The sequence below is a fragment of the Arthrobacter sp. PAMC25284 genome (assembly GCF_019443425.1).
Taxonomy (GTDB): Bacteria; Actinomycetota; Actinomycetes; order Actinomycetales; family Micrococcaceae; genus Arthrobacter; species Arthrobacter oryzae_A.
In genome coordinates this window covers 3,028,574-3,049,260 of sequence record NZ_CP080382.1, presented here as the reverse complement: position 1 = coordinate 3,049,260, position 20,687 = coordinate 3,028,574, and the positions used below count along the sequence as shown (strand labels likewise).

The following is a 20,687-nucleotide window of genomic DNA, read 5'->3' as shown; positions in this document are numbered from 1 at the left end:
ATCAGTCTTCCGTGGGGGTGGTGCGGTTCGAGTGGTAGTTGCGCCAGCTGTGCTCCGGTGCGAAACCCAGAAGGCGCTTGGCCTTATCGATTGACAGCAGGGTCTCGTGCTCGCCGAGATCCTTGACCACCTTGACGTCGGGAAATACCTCCGCGGCCAGGCTCGCGCTGGAGCGGCTCATCACGGAGTCCGCATTGGCGATGATGAAGGCCTCGAAGCCCGGCTTGCCGTTCTCCAACGCCCGGGCCACCGCCTGCGCGCCGTCGCGGCCATCGATGTAGCCCCAGAGGTTCCACTTGCGCAGCCTCGGATCGGCGTCGAAGGCGGGGAACTCCTCATAGTCCTCCGGATCCATCACGTTGGAGAACCGGAGCCCTGTGATGCTCAGCTCCGGGTCCCAGCGGGTCAGCTCGATGGCCATCTGTTCCTCAAGGTGCTTAACGAGGGAATACGTGCTCTCGGGGCGGGCGGGATATTCCTCGTCGACAGGGATGTAGGGCGGGTCGGTGTCGAACGGCAGCCCCAGCACCGTCTCGCTGGAGGCGTAAACGATCTTTTTGATCCCGGCCCGGCGTGCGGCCTGGAAGACGTTGTAGGTGGACAGCATGTTGTTCTCGAACGTGGCGGCGTCGGGAGCCAGGCCCCGGGGCCGGGATGGCGGCCAGATGCACCACGGCGTCGAAGCCGGAGTGCCGGTCTTCCAGTCCCTGGAAAACGTCCGCGACCTGGCCGTAGTTGCGCAGGTCCACCTCGGTGAAGCCTCGTTCGCGCGTGCCGGTGCGGTCCAGGTTGGTGACCGTGTGGCCGTCCTCGCCCAGCCTGCGGACGACGCTCCTGCCCAGCTTTCCGCTTCCGCCGGTAACTGCAATTCTCATCAAGGATCTCCTTTGGTGTTCGTCTTCCCACCCTAGGGGCGGCAAGGGCTGCGGCGCAGCCCCCATGGCTGGCCCTTTGAGTCCCAGGTACATCCCGCATCCGGTGGCGGGGGGCGTGCATCAGCAGGGCTGCCGGTGACTTTCGGCCCTAGGCGGCTGCCGAATGCGGAGAGCACGCTGGATGACATGAACGATCAACGGATTGTCGTGGGCGTGGACGGCTCCGAGTATTCGACGGCGGCGCTTCGGCTCGCCGGCCGCATGGCCACTAGCCTGGACGCCCCGCTGCACCTCGTCACCTGCCTGGGCTCCTCGGACTTCTTCCTGGCCTCCCATCTTCCGGAGGACAGCTCCGCCAGCGCCACAGAGTTGGAAGAGACTGCCAAAGTACAGGTCGAGCAGGCCCTGGATCGGGCGTTCGGCGATGCACGCCCCGAGCGGCTGACCCGTGACGTGAAGTTCGGGGCTCCCGCCAAGGTACTGATCGAGGAGAGCCAGGATGCGCAGATGCTGGTGGTCGGCCGACGCGGCCGAGGCGGTTTCGTGTCACAGGTGATCGGTTCGGTCAGCGGCGCCTGCGCGGCACATGCCCACTGCCCGGTCCTCGTGGTGGGCCAGGACCCCAACGGGCAGCCGGTGTAACCGGCTGTTCGTCCAGGCCCTCCGGGTCAGTTCGCGCCGGCCTTTTCGCCGGCAACATCCGCCAGGGCGGCGCGCAGCCGGGTTCCGGCGTCATCAGCGACTTCACGTACTGCCGGGTTGTCACTGAGTTTGACCATGGTCTGCGGGTCAATGGCCTGCACGGTTGTTTCCGTAGCACCGGTGGCGCGCCGTACCACCACATTGCAGGGCAGGAGCGCCCCGAGGTCCGGTTCGCTGGCCAGTGCCTGGCGTGCGAGGGTCGGATTGCATGCCCCGAGAATGAGGTAGTCCCCTACTTCTTCGGCGGCATCATCGCCGAGCTTGGCAGCGAACGTGGACCGCACGTTGATCTCCGAAAGAATTCCGAAGCCCTGGGCCGCCAGCGCTTCGCGGGTCTTTTCCACGGCGTCCTCCCAGCTCAGCGGGACGACGGTGGTGTAGGTGTAGCTCATTAGTTACTCCTCGGGGTAGGTCGTGGCTGTTGGCATCAGGTACCGGACGAACCAGTCCCTCGCGAGAATGGCCGCCGCGGCCAGCGTACCGGTTTCCTCAAACAGGTGGGTGGCTCCCTGAACCACGGCAAGCTGGTTGGGGCAATGCAGCATCGCTTTGGCCCGGCGGTTGAGCTCCACGACCTCATAGTCGAAGCTGCCCACAATCAGCAGCGTCGGCGCGCTCACGTCGGACAGCCGCGGACCGGCCAGTTCCGGCCGCCCGCCGCGGGACACGATGGCAGCCACCCGGGCGGAGGGCCCGGACGCCGCCCACAGCGCCGCTGCCGCACCGGTGCTCGCACCAAAATAGCCGATGGAGCTGGTGGCGGTGTCCGCCCGGCCTGCCAGCCAGGCCGTGGCCGAGGCCAGCCTGCGGGCCAGGAGTGGAATGTCGAAGACGTTGGCGCGGTTGCGCTCCTCCGCCGGGGTCAGCAAATCCAGCAGCAGCGTGCCGAGCCCCGCCTGCTGGAGGACGCCGGCCACGTACCGGTTGCGCGGGCTGTGCCGGCTGCTGCCGCTGCCGTGCGCGAACAGCACGACGCCGTGGGCGGGAACGGGCAGGTGCAGGTGCCCTTCGAGCAGCACGCCACCGGCCTCGATCCGGACTTCCTCATCGGTGTCGGCGCGCCCCGCCACGGCGTTCCGGGCGGCGGGTGGGGGATCCTTGAGCCGTTGGGCTGCGAGGTCCAGCAGCTTCACGACTTCGTCATCCTCTGTCGGAGAGAAATCCCGGTAATGGTAGCCGACGGCGGTGAACTGCGGGGGTGTGGCCAAGCAGACGACCTCGTCCGGCTCCGTCAGGGCCGCCAGGGTCTCCGCCGGGGCGACGGGAACGGCGAGAATCACCCGTGCTGCACCCTGTTGCCGGGCGATCCGGCAGGCCACCCGGGCGGTGGAGCCGGTGGCGATCCCGTCGTCGACAATCAACGCAATGCGGCCGGTGAGATCCAGGCGGCTCCGGCCTTTTCGGAAGCGGATCACCCGGGATTCCAGTATGGCGCGCTCATGGTCCTCGACGGCCCGAAGCTCGGCGCCGTCCACCCTCGAGTGGGCGAGCACCTGATCCTCCAGGACCCGGGCCCCCGCCTTCGCCGATAGCCCCCATGGCAAGCTCCGGCTGGTAAGGGAGTCCCAGCTTTCGCACCACGATCACGTCCAGGGGTGCGTCCAAGGCCGCCGCGACCTCGTAGGCGACAGGAACACCGCCCCGCGGAAGGCCCAGGACTACGACGTCCTGGCCGCGCAGTTCCGCCACCCGCCGGCCCAGCCGCCGACCGGCGTCGACCCTGTCCTCAAAGATGCTCATCAGTACGGCTTTCCAGTTGAACCCCGGATGCCAGCCTCGTTGGGCCCTGCGTTCAGGATGGCCCACGGACGCCGCCGGGGTCCTGAGCCCGCGTCCGGTCCTCCCACTATCCGTCACTCACCGGGCACTGTTGAGGGCCTTTGTGCCTGTTTTGCGTACCGGGACCGGCGCGTCCCGCGGTGGCTAGCGGCGGGCCCTGCGGTGCGGCGGAATGCTGCTGGCCAAGGCTGCTTCGACGTCTTGGCACCGGGTCAGGAGACGGTCCCGCTCGGCGTCGGTGTACTCTTGGGCGTCGATGGTGGCCCTCAGCTCGCTGAGTTGCATGGCAAGGGCCTCCCGATGGCGGCCGCCGTTGTCGCGCCAGGCCACCTCCTGCAGCAGTGTGATGATGCGTTCGCCTACCTCGGGATCCTGTAGCCCGTAGCGGCGGGCCTGCGCCAAGGACAGCTCCAGCAGGGACGCGAACCCGGGGAGTGCCAGGACCACCCTTGCCTTTCCGTCGTCATCGGCCACGACGCGGTCGCGCATGTCCCGCTCGACCAGGAAGCACAACAGACTGGAGAGATGCGCCAGGACGTGGACTGCCGTCGTCGGGTCATTGATCCCGGGCGACAACGCCCGCGCGGCGACGTCGGCGAGCTGCCGGAATCCGAATGCCGGGTCCTGGGCCGCTGTCCGTTCAAAACCGGTTCCGGCGGCGCTATGGACGGCGGCCGTCAGAGTCTCGGTTTCTTCCTCGTTCAGGTGATCCCGCGCATCGTCGGGCCAGACCGTGGCGAACGGGACCCCGGCAATCAGTGAGCTTCCGGGGTCTACATCGATGCGGATAACAGCCCGTGACTGCTTGGCGGCCCCGACCAGTATCTTAGGGTCGACGGAAGTCAGGAACCCGGAGGAGGCAGCCTCGATGCTGACGGCGTTGCTGGGCGCCCGGGGCTCGGGCAGCCGGCCGGCCGGGTCTTCGGGATAAACGACATTGATGGTTTCGAGAGTTTCTCCCTGGACCTTCCGCATCATGGTTTCCACCCGGATCTCCCGGGTGAGGTGCGCCAGGAACAGGACGAGTCCAACCACGCTGGCGATGGCGAAGACGAACGCCATGGTCACCGCAATGTCCGGGACAAACTCGCTCTGCTGGTCGGCGGCGGTGCGGACTGTCCGGAGCACTGTCAGGGAATAGGCAAAGGTGCCGAGAAAGAGCGCGAGCGTCCAGTGCACGAAGCTGTCGCTCGTGAATGTTCGCAGCAGCCGCGGCGAAAACTGGCTGCTGGCCAACTGCAGGGTGACTACTGTCAGCGAGAAGGTCAGGGACGTCACCGTAATGAGGGAGCCGGACACCGCTTGCAGGACTGCCCGTGCCGCGTCAGGACCACCGCCGAAGAGATAGGCCCTGAACACCGTCGGGACGTTTTCGTCGTAGACGCTGTCGAGGCTGGGGAGCCAAAAGCCCAGCACCACTGCCAGGGCGACCGCCACTGCGGGGATCGGCCACAGTAAGGAACGGAACGCCTCCCGGATCACACGGAATCTGCCTCTCACGATCCGGCCTCCTGACCAGTTGTTTCGAACGTGTGGTCCCGGCGGCTTACGGCCCACCATTGGGCCACGAAGATCACCAGGGCGACAGCGGCCGCAATACCGACTGTCAACGGATCCTGCCCCGCCTTGATGAGGACAAACGGCACCACGACGGCGACGTCCAGAAGAATCGCCACGGCGGGGATCCAGCGCTTGGCCCCGATGTCGCCGCTGAGATGCCGGATGACTCCCACATGAATGGCAATATCCATGGCGATGTAGAGCAGCGCACCGAGCGACGCAATCTGGCTCAGGTCGAAGAATACGGTCACGATGATGGCCAGGCCGGCCGTGATCAGCAGCGGCTCGTGTTTGATGTCGCCGGGTAGCCCTGGCGCCTGTTTCATGTCCTGGAGCATGGCGTAGAGCCTGGACACCGAATAGATGCTCGCCAGGAGCCCGGACAGCGTGGCCACTACGGCCAGCGCGATCGTCAGCCCGACGCCCCAAGCACCGAACAGGGGTTCGGCAGCTTCGGCGAGCGCGTAGTCCCTGGCCTCGACGATCTCCGGGACAGTGAGGCTGCCCGTCACGGAGACCGTGAGCAATAGGTAGATGACGGTGCAGAGCGCAAGGGCAATGATGATGGAGCGGCCGATGTTCTTTTTGGGCTCCTGGATGTCGCCGCCCTGGTTGGTGATCGTCGTGAACCCCTTGTAAGCCAGGATGCACAGCGTGGTACCAGCCAGGAAGCCCAGAATGCCCTGGTCGGGAGCCTGCCCGGCTCCCCCGCTGAGCACTTTTCCCAAGGAGGACGGGCCGGCAGCCACAAGGCCCGCGATGGCCAGGGCGGCGATGCCGAGGATTTTCACTGCCGCGGTCACGGTCGCAGACTTCTCCACGAGCCGGTTGCCCACGAGATTGACGACGGCGGCGAGCGCTATGGCGGCGACGCCCAGCACCGGCACCAGGACCGGCGATCCCTGAAGCCCAAAGGGGCGCAGGAGGTAGGTACCGAACGTCCTGGCGAGGAGGCTTTCCGCGATCACCATGGACACGTACATAAACAAGGAGAAGGACCCTGCGATAACTCCGGGGCCGTAGGCATCCTTGAGCAGCATCGCGATGCCGCCGGAGGATGGGTTGGAGCCGGAGTACTTCACGTACGAATACGCGCTGAACGCCACGACGACGGCCCCGGCCAGGAATGCTGCGGGCACGAGGCCTCCGGCCAAGCCCGCGACCTGGCCCACCAGCGCAAAGATCCCCGCCCCGATCATCACGCCGGTGCCGAGAGAGACAGATCCTGCCAGGGAGAGTTTCTTTTCGTCAGCCATGATGTGGGAGTCTACTGTCCGGGCCGCGGCTGGCTAGGCGCTCCGCGTGTCCCTTTCGCTGAATTCCTCGTCCAGGTCGTAGTGCCGGAACTCAGTTTCCGGATGGGGTTCACCCTCCGCGACGTACTCGTAGTCGAGCTGGCGCTGGACCTGGCTGTCCAGGATCTGCAGTGCCGTGGTGTCGACCGCGCTGAGGTCCTCCGGGAATTCATCGTCCGGAGTGAGGTGCAGCTTCCCTGGCATGACGTTTCCTCTCCTGGCCGGGCAGGAAGGATCGATTTATGCAATATGCCGGCCAGGATTCAGGATACCGCGGACCGGCGTTTCTGACAGCCAGGAGTCGCAACGAATCGACGGTCCGGTGCCCGCCCGATGCGCGGGAACGTCGAGCGGGGCACCCGATCGTCGAAACGGCTGAGATCCCTGCGCCCCGGCGTGCCGTAGAGCGGTCTGGCCAAAGGTGGCGCCGATTACTACCCTGACGGTAGACGCCACTCCAGGAAGCAGGACACCGTGGACGAACAGGACATCCTCCGGCGCATCCAGTCGCTGGTGGAGGAGGAGCGCGACCTTCGCGAGCGGACCGCGGCGGCCGGAGAGGAGGAGACCCCGGAGCGCCAGCGGGTGAAGCGCATTGAAGAGGACCTCGACCAGGCCTGGGACCTGCTGAGGCAACGGCGTGCGAAGAAACAATATGGCGAAAACCCGGACGAGGCGGAGGTCCGCCCGGTGAATCAGGTCCGGAACTACAAGGGCTGAAGTCACGGCAGGATACTGCCCGTTCGGCAGCAGTTCTCCGGCGGAGCGCCAACGGGGCGCACCGGATACGGCCGGGAAGAGTCCCCGCTAACATTCCCGAAACACCACGGTCACGCGATCTTCACGCGCGGTGCCATTCCTGTAACGTGCCCGCAACTTGCCGCCTCATCACCGGAAACACAGCCCGGCGAGGATTGAACCTGGATCGGGGGAGCCGGCGGCGGTCCGCCCCCGGTGCGGCGGATTGATACGAAGGGACACGCAGGTGGAACTCACTGCGGGAAGCGTCTGGATGATGGTGTCGGCGGCCATGGTGCTGCTGATGACCCCGGCACTGGGCCTCTTTTACGGCGGCATGACCCGGGCCAAGGCGGCCCTGAACATGATGATGATGAGCTTCGTCTCCGTCGGCATCGTCGGGGTCGTCTGGGTCCTGTGGGGATACTCGATGAGCACCGGCGACGGCGTCCTCGGCATCGTCGGCAGCCCGTTGACCAGCTTCGGGCTGAGCAACATCATCGGCTCGCCGGACCTGATCAAGGCCGGCTACAGCGCAACCTTCGCGATCATCACCGTGGCCCTGATCAGTGGCGCCATCGCCGACCGGACCAAATTCACTGCCTGGATCGTTTTTGTCCCCGTCTGGATCACCGCGGTCTACTGCCCCATCGCCTACATGGTGTGGGGAGGCGGCCTGATGAGCGCCGGAGGAGCCGTCAGTAATGTCTTCGGCCAGGTCATCGACTTCGCCGGCGGCACGGTCGTCGAAATCGCCTCGGGCACCGCGGCGCTGGTCCTGGTCCTGATCCTGGGCAACCGCCACGGCTTCGGCAAGGACCCGGCCCACCGCCCGCACAACATCCCCTTCATCATGCTCGGCGCCGGTATCCTGTGGTTCGGCTGGTTCGGCTTCAACGCCGGCGCCGCCACCACCGTGGAACAGGCCGGCCTCATCTGGATCAACACGCTGGCAGCCCCGGCAGCAGCCGTAATCAGTTGGCTCGCGACGGAAAAGATCCGCCACGGCCACCCGACGTCGCTCGGCGCAGCCTCAGGCGCCGTCGCCGGCCTGGTCGCAATCACCCCGTCCTGCGCGAACATCAGCCCGCTCGCTGCCCTGGGACTAGGCCTGCTCGCCGGCGCCGCCTGCGCCGTATTTGTGGACCTGAAGTTCAAGTTCGGCTTCGATGATTCGCTCGACGTCGTCGGTGTCCACCTCGGCGGCGGCCTCATCGGCACCCTGGCGCTCGGTTTCATCGCTCTCCCCGTCAACGGCGAAGGCGGCGGCCTCCTCTACGGCGGCGGCCCCCAGCAGCTCATCGCCCAGACGGTGGCCGTCCTCATCACCATGGCAGTGTCCGCTTTCGGCACCGCAGTAATCGGCCTGGCGATCCACAAGACCGTGGGATTCCGCGTTAGCCACGAAGACGAGGTCGCCGGCGTCGACCGCTCCGAGCACGCCGAGACCGCCTACGCCTTTGCCGAACTCGCGCTGAGCCGCTTCACCCCCTTCGGCCACCATGCCCACACCGGTGTCCGCGAGACCCAGCACACCGGTCACGGACAGCCCGCCGGTCACGGTGGGACGCCAGAGCGACTTCCCACCCCAGCGTCCCACGCACAAGAGCGGCAGGAGCAGGACGTCCTCGTTTAGCGCAGCCTTCTCCCGCCAGGCACACTCTCCTCACCCGGTCCGGGCGCCGGCGTCAGTTCCGCAGCCCGGAGTCCGCCGGCGACCAGCCGATCGCCGGCGCGACATGTTGGAGAACGTTGTCGAGGAGCTTGGCGTTGTACTCGACGCCCAATTGGTTCGGGATGGTCAGCAAGAGGGTATCGGCGGCCTGGACCGCTGCGTCTGCCGCCAGTTGCCCGGCCAGGACGTCCGGCGCGCCGACGTAGCTCTTGCCGAAGCGCGCCAGGGTGCCGTCCAGCCGGCCCACCTGGTCACGGCCTCCGCGGAGGGCGGAAAGACCGAAGTAGCTCTGGTCTTCCTCGTCGGTGATGGGCAGGACGCTGCGGCTGACCGAAATCCGCGGCGGGCGCTCATGGCCGGCATCCGCCCAGGCCTGGCGGAAGAGCCCGATCTGCTCGGCCTGGAGTTCGTCGAAGGGCACCCCCGTGTCCTCGGTCAACAAGGTGGAGCTCATCAGGTTCATGCCCATTTCGGCAGCCCACACCGCGGTCTTCCGCGTCCCGGCACCCCACCAGACCCGTTCGGAGAGTCCCGGGGATTGCGGCTGCACCGGCAGCCGGCCGGTGGCGCCGCCGGCGTAGCGCGGATCCGCCTCCACCATTTCGGCGCCGCTGATGGACCGGCGGAAATCCCCGGTGTGCCGGCGCGCCATGTCAGCGTCGGTCTCCCCCTCGGCCGGGACATAGCCGAACGCCGCAGCACCGTTGCGGGCCGGCTCAGGTGAGCCGCGGCTGATTCCCAGCTGCAGCCGACTGCCGCTGATGAGGTCGGTGGCAGCGGCCTCTTCGGCCATGTAGAGGGGATTTTCGTAGCGCATGTCGATCACGCCGGTGCCGATCTCAATCCGGCGGGTGCGTGCGGCGACCGCGGCGAGCAGCGGGAACGGCGAGGCCTGCTGGCGCGCGAAGTGATGGACGCGGAAGAACGCGCCGTCGATGCCGAGTTCTTCAGCAGCGGCGGCGAGTTCGATGCTCTGCAGGAGCATGTCCTGCGCTGTCCGGGTCCGGGAGCCCGGGGCGGGGGACCAATGGCCGAAAGAAAGGAAACCAATACGCTTCATATCCGGACCAACGCCGCGCCGAACGGCATCATTCCTTGCCTCCGCGGTCGGTTCCGCCGGGCTACCCGCCAGGCGGAACCGACCGCGAAAACGGAATCCTGCTGCGGCCCGGCCCCGATTCAGGTCCCGGCGGGGACAGGAAAGGACAGGCAGAGGACGGGGTGTGCGGCTACCGGCCTGGCATAGCCTTGAATCCATGACTTTAGCGACTTGGAGCAAATATTCGGAGTGGCCCATGCTTGGTGTGGCCGTGCTGTTCCTGGCGGCCTACTCGGCGCAAGTGATAGCGAGTCTGCGTCCGGCGCAGCACTCGGCCTTGGAAGCGGTGTTCTGGGTGACTTGGGCGGTCTTCGCCTTCGACTACGCGATACACCTGTGGCTGGCTCCCCGCCGCAAGCGGTGGTTCCTGAAGAACCTGCACGAACTGGCGCTCCTAATCCTCCCGGTCCTGCGGCCCTTACAACTGCTGCGGCTCATCACCCTGATGCAGTTCTTTCACCGGGCCGGCGGCAACGCGCTCCGCGGCCGCATCGTCGCCTACGTCATGGCCTCGGCTGCCCTGCTGATCTACGCCGGCGCGCTGGCGGTCCTCGACGTCGAACAGAACGCGGAGGGGTCCAACCTCACTACCTTCGGAGACGCACTGTGGTGGGCCATGACGACCATCACCACGGTGGGCTACGGCGACCATTACCCGGTGACCGGTCTCGGCCGGCTGGTCGCCGCGGGTCTGATGGTCGGCGGTGTGGCCGTCATCGGCGTCGTCACCGCATCCGTGGCATCGTGGCTGGTGGAAAACGTGGCCGATCGAGACACTGACGCAGCCGGGAATGACCCTGCCTTGACGCGTGAGGTGGCCCGGCTCTCGCGCCAGATCGACCAGCTCAGCGCCCAACTCGCTGACCGCGGCCAGCCGGCCGCGCACGATGGCCAGGAGAACCGGGCGTAGCCGGCCCCGCAGGAGCCGCCGGCTACAGATTCCTGCCGGTGATCCCGCATTGCTTCTTCCCTTTTGGCCGTTACACGGGCTTAATAATGAGCGGGGGGCACTCGATAGCGACGACGCTTAGTGGGAGGCCGCGATGATCATTCGTGCCGGATCAGATCATCAGCGCGCATCTGCGGCGGCCGGTTTTCCGCGGCCGCCGCAGCGTCATGCACGCGGGAGGGTTCCTTCGCGCTTCAGAGCCGCGCTCGCCTCGGCCGCCGCGCTCCTGCTGACCGCCGGTGCGCTGAGCGCAGGCGCCGGATCCGCCCCGGCTGCCATTCCCGGGACCGCTGGGCCTGCACAAAGCTACATCGTGGTGCTGCAGGACTCCGTGGCGGATGCGGGCGCCACGGCTGCCGCGCATCAAAGCACCTTCGGTTTCGCCGCAGCCCGCGTCTACCGCGATGCGGTGAACGGGTACGCGGCGGAAATGACGCCCGCCCAGGCGGCGCAGGTCGCGGCCGATCCCGGCGTCGACTTCGTCACCGCGAGCCGGACCTTCCACGAACCGCAAGACCCCGTCAGCCCCACCACCCAGGTGGCGCCTTTCTGGTGGCTGCGGGTAGGTGGAGCCCCCGCCGACCTTCGGACCAGCGATGGCGGCGGTGTCAGCACCAGCAGCGGCGGCAGCAGTGACGACGACGACCGGCGAGCCGCCGTTGGCGTCAACGTGGCTGTGATCGACACTGGAGTCGATGCCGCCCACCCGGACCTCAATGTCCGCGGCGGCGTCGACTGCACCTCCGGCTCCCCTGTTCCCGTAACCCCGGTGGACCAGCACGGTCATGGCACGTCCGTCGCGGGAGTGATTGGCGCAAGGAACAACGGGCTCGGGATCGTCGGGACGGCGCCGGGGACCCCGCTGTGGTCCGTCCGGGTGATGGACGACGCCGGCCTGATCACGGAGGACAGCCTGATCTGCGCCATCGACTGGGTGACGTCTACCCATAAGGACGAGGACAAGAGCAACGACATCGAGGTGGCCAACATCAGCATCGGAGGGCAAGGCACCGACACGGCCAACTGCGGCAAGGGCACCGACCCGATGCACTACGCGATCTGCCGTTCGGTGCGCAAGGGCGTGACCTACGTCGTCGCCGCCGGTAATGCCGGCTCCGATTTCGCCGACACGGTCCCGGCGACCTACGACGAAGTGCTGACGGTGACCGCCATGGCGGACTTCGACGGCCGGCCCGGCGGATTCGGGGCCACAACGTGCGGAGCGGATGACTGGGCGAAGATCGGACAACAGGATGACGGCCCGGCCGTCTTTTCGAACTTCGCCACAACCTCCAGGGACAAAGCCCACACCGTCGCCGGCCCCGGAGTCTGCATGTTGTCCACCGCCCCCGGCGGTTACACCGTCACCAACGGGACCAGCTTCGCGAGCCCGGCCGTCGCAGGCTCGGTCGCTTTGTGCATCAGCCACAAGGCCTGCCGCGGCTCAGGCGATGACGCGATGGAAGATTTTTTGAAGCTGACCCGGGACTACAACAAGGAAAACCACGACTTCGGCTTCGACGGCGACCCGCAGCATCCGGTGGGCAGCGGCCGGTACTTTGGCTACCTGACCCAGATAGCCAAGTTCTGACGGCTGGCGCTCCAGGGGTCCGGGGACGAACGATCCGGGTGCTCCGGCAGCGCGGACGTCCGGCACCGCGGCAGGACGGCACTCATGACAAGGCCTGAAACCCGTGTTGCGGCGCCCGGCAGTACGGTTCCGTATCCTGTGCTGGACCGCGTGTTTTTCGTGGTGGGCGGTGTCTCTGCCGTGTGGTTGTCCTCCCTGCTGCTGCAGGAGAGCTTCCAATGGGGCTGGGCGCAGCTCTGGTTCCTGGTAGTCTTTTGGGCGCTGCTCGCGTATCTGGTCCTCCCCCGGCTGCACCGGATCCTGACCCACGTCTACGTCCCGGACTACTTCATCGGCCGGGCACGCACAAGCGACGGGCTACTGGGCGATCCCGTCAACGTCGCCCTGTTGGGATCCGAACCCCAGCTCCACGCCGTGATGCAGGCCGGTGGATGGACACTGGCCGACGACGTGACGCTGACCAGCAGCCGCCGGATCGTCGTCTCCACCATCCTGCGCCGCAGCTATCTGCAAGCGCCGGTCAGCCCGATGTTCCTGTTCGGACGCCAACAGGATTTCGCCTACCAGCAGGAGATTGACGGGACCCCGGGGAAACGTCATCACGTCCGCTTCTGGCGCTGCCCGCCGGGGTGGCTGCTTCCGGGCGGACTGGCAGCAGACTGGCTGGCTGCCGGGACGTACGACCGCAGAGTGGGATTGTCCCTGTTCACACTGCAGATCACCCACAAGATTGACGGACACACTGACGGGGAACGCGATCACATCATCGGCAGCATTGCCCAAGCCGACACCGCCGCCGAAGTCAGGATCATCCGCGACTTTTCCGCCGGTTATCACACCCGCAACGGCGGCGGAGACAGCATCGCCACAGATGGTGACCTTCCCATCGTTGACCTCCGACGGACTGCGGCGCCGCCCACGCCGTCTGGGCCGCCGAGCGACAGCCGGGACAAGCGCCCCGCCGCGATTGTCGTCGGCGCTGCGCTGGCAGCAGCACGAGCGGCAGCGGCCGGTCTCCTCGCACTGTCACTGGTTATATTCCCGCAGGAGCATATAGATGCGTTACTTCTCTCCGGTGGCGCCAGGGAGTCCAATGGCGGCCTCACGTCCGGGCAGGCCGGGCTGATCTTCACCGCGACGGTTGTGGCGGTTGTGCTTTTCGCCGGGACGGAATTGATGCTCGCGTGGCTGGTTTTCCTTGGCCGGGGCCGGGCCAGGACTCTCACGATGGTCCTAAGCACCGTCGCGATCGGCCTGCAGGCCGCGGCGGTGCTCAACGGCGGCCCGGGGATCACCCTGCGCTCAAACCTGCCCGGGCTGACCATCGACATCCTGCTTGTTCTGGCGCTCTCGAGCGACCGGGCCCGCACCTATGCCCTGCGCGCACACAAAGAACCCAAACGGGATTCATCCAGGCCCGGCGGCCGGACGCCGTTCTGACCTGCCATAGGCACCGGCGTCGTCACACGCGGCAGAGATTGTGCCGGTTTGGCGGTGCAGAAGCAGGCCCGGGCTCCATATAGCCAACCCTGTTCCTTGACAGCCCGGTGCGGGCAGGAGCTAGATGTGAAGAAGACGCCCTCGGGTCTTTCCGCCGGGCGTCTGCGGCAAAGGAGCGGACATGAATGTAAAACAACAGCCGGCCGAACGCCATCACAGCGAGGCCGCCGAGGGCGATGAGGGCGCGGAGCCGCTGGATTCCCGCGCGCATTCGCAGACGGCCGCTGAAGGCGACGACTTCGACGACTTCGACGACGACGAGTAGTATCCGGCACTGACAAGACGACGGCGTACGCTCCTGCCGGGCCGCCCGGCTGACAGAATGGCAGGATGGACGTCGCCTTAGGATTGCTTGTGCTCGTTGCCGTGGTGTGTGCCGGCAGCGCACTCGGCCGGAAGATCAACGTCTCGGTTCCTTTGCTGCTGGTGCTGGCCGGCGTCGCAGGATCGTTCCTGCCATTCGTCCCGACGGTTGAACTTAACCCCGAACTGGTCCTGGTGGGACTGCTCCCGCCGCTGCTGTACGCGGCGGCTCTCCGGACTTCGGTCTTCGATTTCAGGGCCAACCGCCGTTCAATCGGCCTCCTCTCCGTCGGATACGTCATTTTCGGGACCCTTGCTGTGGGTGCTGTCGTCTGGTGGCTCTTTCCCGAAATTCCGCTGGCCGCAGCGATCGCCCTGGGCGCCGTCGTTGCCCCGCCGGATGCCGTCGCCGCGACCGCCATCGCCCGGAAAGTGGGCATGCCGCGCCGGATCGTCAGCATCCTTGAAGGCGAATCACTGGTCAACGACGCCACCGCCCTGGTCTGCCTCCGCGCCGCCATCGCCGCCATCGCCGGGACCGTGTCCGCCGCGGAGATCGGGGCCGGTTTCCTGCTCGCCGCAGGCGGCGGCATAGCAGTGGGACTTGCCGCCGCCTATGTACTGACAGAGCTGCGGAAGCGAATCCACAACGTCGCCATCAATACCACGACGTCGCTGATGGCACCGTTTGTGGCCTACCTTCCGGCGGAGCACATCCACGCCTCGGGGGTTCTCGCCGTCGTTGTCGCCGGCCTGGTCATGGGCACCAAGGCCCCGTCAATGCCCAACGGCGCCGCGCGCCTAAGCCAGCGCAGCAATTGGGCCACGGTTCAGTTCCTGCTGGAGAACTCGGTGTTCCTGCTCATCGGCCTGCAGGTCCGGACCATCATCGAGGGCGTCCAGGGCGACTCCCTCGGGGCGGGCAGGATCTGGGCGGGCTGCGCGGTGATTCTTCTCGCGGTCCTGTCGCTGAGGCCCGTGTGGGTCTTCCCGGCTACGTATCTTCCCCGGCTGATCCCGGCCGTCCGCCGCAACGATCCCTCTCCGCCGTGGCAGTACCCCGCGATCGTCTCCTGGGCCGGTATGCGCGGCGTCGTCACGCTGGCCGCCGTGCTGGTACTCCCGCCCGACCTGGAACACCGGAATGTGCTGATCCTGGCCGCCATGGTGGTGGTGGGCGGCACCCTCGCACTGCAGGGGTTCACCCTGCCGGTGCTCGTCCGGCTGCTGAATGTCGAGGGACCGGACCGGCACGAGGACGCCCTGAATCAGGCCGCCCTCGTGCAACTGGCCACAGCGGCCGGGGTGATACGGCTGGAGGAGTTGCGGAGTGATGATGACCCGCCGGAGGTTGTATCCATGCTCAAGCGTCGGACGCAGGAACGCGGGCTCGCGGCGTGGGAGCGGCTGGGCCGGCCGGGCTCGGATGCCGTTACGCCCAGCCGGCGCTACGCCCGGCTCCGGCTGGCCATGCTGGAGGCGGAGCGCGCAAAAGTGCTTGAACTCCGGCGCGGCGGCGGCTACGCCCACGAGGTTCTGAGCGATGTACTGGACGGGCTCGATGTTGAAGAATCGATGCTGGACGCCTTTGAGAGTGCACCGGACCTGTCCGGCGGTGCGGGCACCGACCGGCCGGCCGGCGCCTGCACCCATCTTGCATCGTCGACGGACCGTGACGTCCCGGACGACGCGGTCTGCGCGGACTGCGTCCGGGAGGGAACACTGAGCGTTCACCTGCGCATGTGCCTTGACTGCGGCTACGTAGGCTGTTGCGATTCCTCGCCCGGGATGCATGCGTCACGGCATCACCTTGCCACCGGCCACCCGGTCATGCGCAGCATCGAACCGGTCGAGGACTGGCGCTGGTGCTACGAGGATGAGCTGCTGGGCTGAGGCGGGAATCCCGGCCAGTTCTGGCCCTCCGGCTGATCTCCCGGGGGCTTCGCGCTTCCTGCGGCTGCGCTGCGGCTGCGGCGCGCCGCCCGGCCCTAGCCCGCACCGTCCCTCAACCGCCGCCACCAGCGACGCCGCATCTTCGGTTGCGCCTGCTCCGGCACTGGGACAGCTGACGCGGCCGCGGCGGCCGCGGCCGCCTTTCGCGCGCGCCAGTGCTCCACTTCGGCGTCGAGGTCGCGAATTTTCGTCACCACCGGCGGGCCACCCTGCAGCTGCCGGCGGGCGTCGATCACCCGGGTGTTGAAGTCCGCCAGGATGTCCCGCACCTGCTTCTCGCTGTGCTGCCCGTCCAGCCGCACGTCGAGACCGGCGTCCTCCGTTCGGAGCAGGATGGCTTTCGGGCCCATCCCCGTGAGATTCTCGCGCTGGATCAGGCCCCTGACCCACCAGTCGGGATCGTAGCCCTCCCCCAGTCCGGGGATCGGTTTCCCAGCGTACTTGAGGTTGTCGAACTTCCCCTGTGCCATGGCGTCGCGGACCAGGTACTCGGCCCTGGCTTCGTCATCGACCTTCGCCCGCCGCTGCCGGACTTCATCGTCGGCTGCGGCCAGTTCCGCGTCTTCCTCAGCCGTCGCACCGGGGGTCCGGGCAGCGCGGAATCGGGCGGCGCGTTCCACCCGCCGCCGGAAGGCGCTGGTCCCGCCGTTGCCTGTCTCTTCTGCCATGGATCCTCCCCGTCCTTGCGCACCGGCTCCACTGTGCTGAATTTTAGTATGCGGACCAGTGGTCCGATGGGGGCAAAACCCGACTAGTCTGGTGTTGACGCAGCCATGTCAGCGTGGCCGCGCGGACGTCAAGCACCCTGCCCACCCATCCCTGCACTGCAGCCTTTGAGGAGCAGCCGTGACCAATTCCGACCCCATCATCCCGATCAGCCCGCACCGGCACGAGCGGCGCGAGGAACGCCCGGATCTGCCCAGCTCTCACGTCTCTGAAGCCGTCGCGATGTCCGGCCGCTGCGGCAATATCCATCTCCCCTCCGGCCGCACCTGCACACTGACGGAACGCCACGACGGCTCCTGCGAGTTTGTGGACCCGCATGATGCCGAGGACGCTTCCAGGTAGCGTCGCAGCCGGCGGCCGGTCGGCTGCCGGTCGGCTGCGCCCGCGGCTCTTCCAAGCCACGCCACGCGGGGGCACAATTGGTGGATAGTTTCCTTCATCGGAGGTTGCCATGCGTCGAGGAGCACCGTCCGCCGCCGGGATCCTGGGTCTGGCTTTCCTGCTGGGCGCCTGCGGCTCGGGAGGCGGTCCCGGATCAGCACCTGGCACCGCCAGCAGCGCCCCGGTGAGCGTCCCGGCGGCGACATCAGACGCCCCAACGGCCACCGCTTCTGCACCGGAGTCGAGTTGGACCAGCTATAAGACGGCGGACGGCAAGTTTCTGTTCGATCACCCACAGTCGTGGAACGTCATTTCCGAGACTGAACAAACAGGCCAAGGCGTCTTCGTGAAGGTCGTTGATGAGAACGAAACCCTGCTGGCGAGCCTGCGGACGAACATAGCCGCTGGATCCGAGTGTCTGGACAAGCTCCCGTATTCCGCGCTCGATTCAGTGCCGCTGCCCGCGCTGGAGCAGAAGGGCAGTGTGCCGCGGTTCGTCTTCGAGACCAGGACCGATGTCAACCACCCGGACCCGGCGAAGGTGAATGTCGCGGCATACGGAATCACCTCGGCCCCGGCTCCTGACGGGCCTACGGCGTGCCCGATTTTCCACTTCTTCACCTGGCCGCCCAGCGGCGCCCAGTTCAGCGGCGCCTACAACCCCCTCGCGGCGCGGCCAGGCTTGGAAATGCACGTGGACACGCCCCAGGCTTATGCGGAAACCGCCGAATACCGGAATATCAAGAAGATGATTACGTCACTGCGGCCGGCGACGTGACCCCGGGCACTTCGCCGTTCTAGAGTGTAGGTATGACATCCCATGTCCCGAATAGTGACACCGCCCCGGTACCTGCCGCCGAACCCTGCTTAGAACATGTCCTCGCTGTCCGCGGCCTTGACGGTTACCGGCAGTATCGCATTCCCGCCCTGGCCGTCTCGGTCCAGGGCACAGTGCTGGCTGCCTACGACGGCCGTCCCAACCTGGACGACCTCCCCAACCCGATAGACCTTTTACTGCGCCGCAGCACCGACAGCGGCCGGACCTGGGGCAGCCAACAGGTTGTCCGCACCGGCTCCGGCCTTAACGGATACGGCGACCCGAGCCTCCTCGTTGATGCCGAAACCGGACGGATCTTTATGTTCCACGCGGCCGGGACGCAGGCCGGCTTCTTTGAAGCCGTGGCGGGACTGAGCCCGGACGACGCCGTGCAGCATTGTGACATCAGCATTTCCGACGATGACGGGTTGACTTGGCAACACAGGCGCATCACCGGACAGCTCAAGGAGCACGCGGCCGCCGGGATTACAGGGATTTTCGCCGCGTCGGGTCAAGGCGTCCAAGTCCACGCCGGGCCGTTCCGGGGCAGGCTGGTGCAGCAGTTCGTGGTCCTGGTCAGGGGCGGGATTATGGCCGCCTCTGCCTACAGCGATGATCACGGCGATACCTGGACTCTCGGCGAACTCATCGGTCCAGGCCCGGACGGCCAGGGGCCGAACGAAAACAAAGTTGCCGTTTTGGCTGACGGCCGGCTGCTCCTGCACAGCAGGGCCACACCCCGCCGTCTCGCGGCGGTCTCGACGGACGGCGGGCATAGTTGGGGCCCGCTGCGCCCGGTCGAGGACTTGCCGGATCCCAGCGACAACGGATCCCTGGTGCGGTTTGACGGCATGCCGACGGTCGTTTCTTATGCCTCCCGATCCAGCGACGACTGGCTCCTGGCCACAAACAACAATGACACCCGGCTCCGGCGCAACACCGTCCTCAGCCTCTCCCCTGACAACGGGCTGACGTGGCCTGCCAAACTGGTCCTCTGCCCGGGCAGTTCCGCATATTCCACCGCGGCGCGGCTGCCGGACGGCAACATCGGGGTCCTCTACGAGCGCCAGGGCTATCGGGAAATAGTGTTCGCCTCCATCCCCGCCGGGCAGCTGACAAGCCAACTGACGGATCAACTGACGAATCAACTAACGTCCCAGGCGCCGGGTTCATCCAACTCCGGCACCGGGCTGGTGTTCCACATGGAACTACGCTCCATCACGCCAGGCCGCCCCACGGTGTGGCAGAACGTCGGGGAATTCCACGTTATGGCCCCGGATGCCGGCGACTGGGATGTCCAGACATGGAAAGAAATCGGCCAGGGCTACTCCCCGGAAACGGCCCAGATCATCGGAACCCGGGAGGCCCAGGACCTGAACTACGGTCCGGTGTCCCCGGGCTACAAAGCAGGTGACATGCTGGCATTCACCGGCCGGGCCCGCAATGAGGGGAGCCTCCCGGCCTCGGCGGTCCGGCTGGACGGACCAGGCACCGGGGCGTTTCCGCCGGCGGACCTGCTTCCCGGAGACGAGGCCCTGTACTTCACACCGACGTACACCGTGACGGCTGCGGACGTGGCCCGGGGTGCGGCGGAAGTCACCTATTCGGTGCAGGGCCAGTACGGGGCAGCCACCGTGTGCCGCACCCGGACGTTCCACTTTGACACGGCGACGGGGCAGGTCAGGACGGGACCGGATCCTGACAAGTGACCGGCACACCGGCATTCCCCGGCAGGCACCGGCCTGGCGCGCCGGTGACCCACCGGTAACCCGGTGCCCGGTGGCGCGCAAGGGGACCCAACCAGGATCCTAAGGGCGCATGATCCCGGTTATCAGATCGCACATCTGCTGGAGGCGCCCCGCCCGCTCGACGGCGGATACGGCGTCGAGCGGCACGCCGATCTTGAAGCCGGTGATGGGAATCTGTCCGGCCGCGGCCAGGCAGCGGGCGATTTCGTGAGCGTTCAGCAGTGAGCTGGCCGGGGCGCCGTCGACCTCCACGGCGGGCAGGTGCGCGTCAATCCACGGATACCCGAACTCGGTCTGCGCCGGTGAGCAGCCAGAGAACATCAGGCCCATGAGCACGCCGGCTTCCCTGGCCTGGCGGACGTGGTCCGCCGCCGTGCGGCTCTCTCCCGTTTCAATAACCGACCGGCCCCAGTTCACAAGCATTCCCAGATTGCCCAGACCCTGTGCCCGCAAAGACTCCACAACCTCGACTTCCGCGCTAAAGGGCAGGAATCCCTTCTCCGGGTCTTGCCCGCGCCGCGGCTTGTCGCAGTGTTCAATGACGATCGCGCTGCCGCACCAGTCCCAGTCCAGCACCTCTTTGAGCGACTCCGCCAGGGCTGTTGCTGAGGCGTTAAGGGCTGGCGCCGAATGGAGTTCCACTGCCTCCACCGGGTGGCCCGCGTCGACGAGTGAGGCCACGTAACTCCGGATCCCGGCCACGAAGTGCAGCGCGGACCGCCTCCCGTCCGGGTCGTTCGAGGCCAGTCCGAACCGGCCATCCTCCCCCAGACGCTGCATAGTGCCGGGAATTGCGGTCACCACAGCCGTCCAGGCCTCTGCCGCCCCGGAAGGCCAGGCCTCGCCGCCGGCTGCCCGGTACGGAAGCTCCAATCCGCGGATGGACCGCACCCGGGCCAGCTCGTCAAAGAACAACCGTTGTGCGGCACCCGTGGGCTGGGCGGGATAGGCGCCGACGATCAGCGACATCTGGATCTCCTTGGTACTGGTGGGGTT

Annotated in this window: 20 protein-coding genes and 1 pseudogene; 11 read left to right on the top strand and 10 right to left on the bottom strand. The window is 66.9% G+C overall.

Going from position 1 to position 20,687, the window contains the following annotated elements; genetic code table 11:
- Position 1: 1 nt before the first annotated feature.
- Positions 2 to 875 (bottom strand): annotated as a pseudogene (locus KY499_RS14070) (NAD-dependent epimerase/dehydratase family protein).
- A gap of 186 nt (positions 876 to 1,061) precedes the next feature.
- Here KY499_RS14070 and KY499_RS14065 point away from each other — a divergent pair.
- The gene (locus tag KY499_RS14065) at positions 1,062 to 1,517 is read left to right on the top strand and encodes a universal stress protein (protein ID WP_219885656.1); all 456 of its coding nucleotides are present in this window, start codon (positions 1,062 to 1,064) and stop codon (positions 1,515 to 1,517) included.
- A gap of 26 nt (positions 1,518 to 1,543) precedes the next feature.
- Here the strand turns inward: KY499_RS14065 and KY499_RS14060 are convergent, their stop codons facing one another.
- From KY499_RS14060 to KY499_RS14040, 6 genes are all read right to left on the bottom strand, one after another.
- The gene (locus tag KY499_RS14060; RefSeq protein WP_219885654.1) at positions 1,544 to 1,969 is read right to left on the bottom strand and encodes a DUF302 domain-containing protein; all 426 of its coding nucleotides are present in this window, start codon (positions 1,967 to 1,969) and stop codon (positions 1,544 to 1,546) included.
- 3 nt (positions 1,970 to 1,972) lie between these two features.
- Positions 1,973 to 3,070, bottom strand: a complete 1,098-nt coding sequence (locus KY499_RS14055; protein WP_258190795.1) for a phosphoribosyltransferase family protein — start codon at positions 3,068 to 3,070, stop codon at positions 1,973 to 1,975.
- Positions 3,015 to 3,317 carry a phosphoribosyltransferase family protein gene (locus tag KY499_RS18340; protein WP_258190794.1) on the bottom strand — a complete coding sequence of 101 codons (303 nt, stop codon included), beginning with the start codon at positions 3,315 to 3,317 and terminating at the stop codon, positions 3,015 to 3,017. Before KY499_RS18340 ends, KY499_RS14055 begins: the two co-directional genes overlap by 56 nt.
- Before the next feature lie 183 nt (positions 3,318 to 3,500).
- Positions 3,501 to 4,856 carry a DUF2254 domain-containing protein gene (locus KY499_RS14050; protein WP_123255487.1) on the bottom strand — a complete coding sequence of 452 codons (1,356 nt, stop codon included), beginning with the start codon at positions 4,854 to 4,856 and terminating at the stop codon, positions 3,501 to 3,503.
- On the bottom strand, positions 4,853 to 6,172 hold the full coding sequence (locus tag KY499_RS14045) for an APC family permease (protein WP_123255486.1): 1,320 nt from the start codon (positions 6,170 to 6,172) through the stop codon (positions 4,853 to 4,855). The genes KY499_RS14050 and KY499_RS14045 overlap by 4 nt, the downstream gene beginning before the upstream one ends.
- A 33-nt stretch (positions 6,173 to 6,205) precedes the next feature.
- Complete coding sequence (locus KY499_RS14040; protein WP_123255485.1) at positions 6,206 to 6,415, bottom strand: hypothetical protein; 210 nt, start codon at positions 6,413 to 6,415, stop codon at positions 6,206 to 6,208.
- Between the two features lie 270 nt (positions 6,416 to 6,685).
- On the opposite strand from KY499_RS14040, the gene KY499_RS14035 reads away from it, so the two are divergent.
- Both KY499_RS14035 and KY499_RS14030 read left to right on the top strand, forming a co-directional pair.
- Positions 6,686 to 6,931, top strand: a complete 246-nt coding sequence (locus KY499_RS14035; protein ID WP_123255484.1) for a DUF2630 family protein — start codon at positions 6,686 to 6,688, stop codon at positions 6,929 to 6,931.
- Positions 6,932 to 7,196: 265 nt separating this feature from the next.
- Positions 7,197 to 8,585: an ammonium transporter gene (locus tag KY499_RS14030; protein ID WP_219885652.1), complete on the top strand. Its 1,389-nt coding sequence runs from the start codon at positions 7,197 to 7,199 to the stop codon at positions 8,583 to 8,585.
- A gap of 52 nt (positions 8,586 to 8,637) precedes the next feature.
- Here the strand turns inward: KY499_RS14030 and KY499_RS14025 are convergent, their stop codons facing one another.
- Complete coding sequence (locus tag KY499_RS14025) at positions 8,638 to 9,684, bottom strand: LLM class flavin-dependent oxidoreductase (RefSeq protein ID WP_219885650.1); 1,047 nt, start codon at positions 9,682 to 9,684, stop codon at positions 8,638 to 8,640.
- A 196-nt stretch (positions 9,685 to 9,880) separates the two neighbouring features.
- Between KY499_RS14025 and KY499_RS14020 the strand changes: the two genes are divergently transcribed.
- From KY499_RS14020 to KY499_RS14000, 5 genes are all read left to right on the top strand, one after another.
- A complete protein-coding gene (locus tag KY499_RS14020; protein WP_219885649.1) occupies positions 9,881 to 10,633 on the top strand; it encodes a potassium channel family protein in 753 nt (250 codons plus the stop codon).
- A 133-nt stretch (positions 10,634 to 10,766) separates the two neighbouring features.
- Positions 10,767 to 12,263, top strand: a complete 1,497-nt coding sequence (locus KY499_RS14015; RefSeq protein WP_219885648.1) for a S8 family serine peptidase — start codon at positions 10,767 to 10,769, stop codon at positions 12,261 to 12,263.
- Positions 12,264 to 12,347: 84 nt separating this feature from the next.
- The gene (locus tag KY499_RS14010) at positions 12,348 to 13,703 is read left to right on the top strand and encodes an LssY C-terminal domain-containing protein (protein WP_219885646.1); all 1,356 of its coding nucleotides are present in this window, start codon (positions 12,348 to 12,350) and stop codon (positions 13,701 to 13,703) included.
- A gap of 181 nt (positions 13,704 to 13,884) precedes the next feature.
- Entirely contained in the window at positions 13,885 to 14,028 is a 144-nt protein-coding gene (locus KY499_RS14005) for a hypothetical protein (RefSeq protein ID WP_219885645.1), read from the top strand.
- A 65-nt stretch (positions 14,029 to 14,093) separates the two neighbouring features.
- Positions 14,094 to 15,959, top strand: a complete 1,866-nt coding sequence (locus KY499_RS14000; RefSeq protein WP_219885644.1) for a Na+/H+ antiporter — start codon at positions 14,094 to 14,096, stop codon at positions 15,957 to 15,959.
- A 95-nt stretch (positions 15,960 to 16,054) separates the two neighbouring features.
- On the opposite strand, the gene KY499_RS13995 is transcribed toward KY499_RS14000, so the two are convergent.
- Positions 16,055 to 16,687 (bottom strand): DUF1992 domain-containing protein, encoded by a 633-nt coding sequence (locus KY499_RS13995; protein ID WP_219885642.1) that lies wholly within the window; start codon positions 16,685 to 16,687, stop codon positions 16,055 to 16,057.
- 178 nt (positions 16,688 to 16,865) lie between these two features.
- On the opposite strand from KY499_RS13995, the gene KY499_RS13990 reads away from it, so the two are divergent.
- The 3 genes from KY499_RS13990 (at position 16,866) to KY499_RS13980 (ending at position 19,652) form a co-directional block, all read left to right on the top strand.
- The gene (locus KY499_RS13990; RefSeq protein WP_258190793.1) at positions 16,866 to 17,087 is read left to right on the top strand and encodes a hypothetical protein; all 222 of its coding nucleotides are present in this window, start codon (positions 16,866 to 16,868) and stop codon (positions 17,085 to 17,087) included.
- Between the two features lie 109 nt (positions 17,088 to 17,196).
- Positions 17,197 to 17,904, top strand: coding sequence for a hypothetical protein (locus tag KY499_RS13985; protein ID WP_258190792.1), 708 nt, complete (start codon positions 17,197 to 17,199; stop codon positions 17,902 to 17,904).
- A gap of 32 nt (positions 17,905 to 17,936) precedes the next feature.
- Entirely contained in the window at positions 17,937 to 19,652 is a 1,716-nt protein-coding gene (locus KY499_RS13980; RefSeq protein ID WP_219885640.1) for an exo-alpha-sialidase, read from the top strand.
- A 99-nt stretch (positions 19,653 to 19,751) separates the two neighbouring features.
- Here the strand turns inward: KY499_RS13980 and KY499_RS13975 are convergent, their stop codons facing one another.
- A complete protein-coding gene (locus KY499_RS13975) occupies positions 19,752 to 20,660 on the bottom strand; it encodes a DUF4862 family protein (protein WP_219885639.1) in 909 nt (302 codons plus the stop codon).
- Positions 20,661 to 20,687 lie beyond the last annotated feature (27 nt).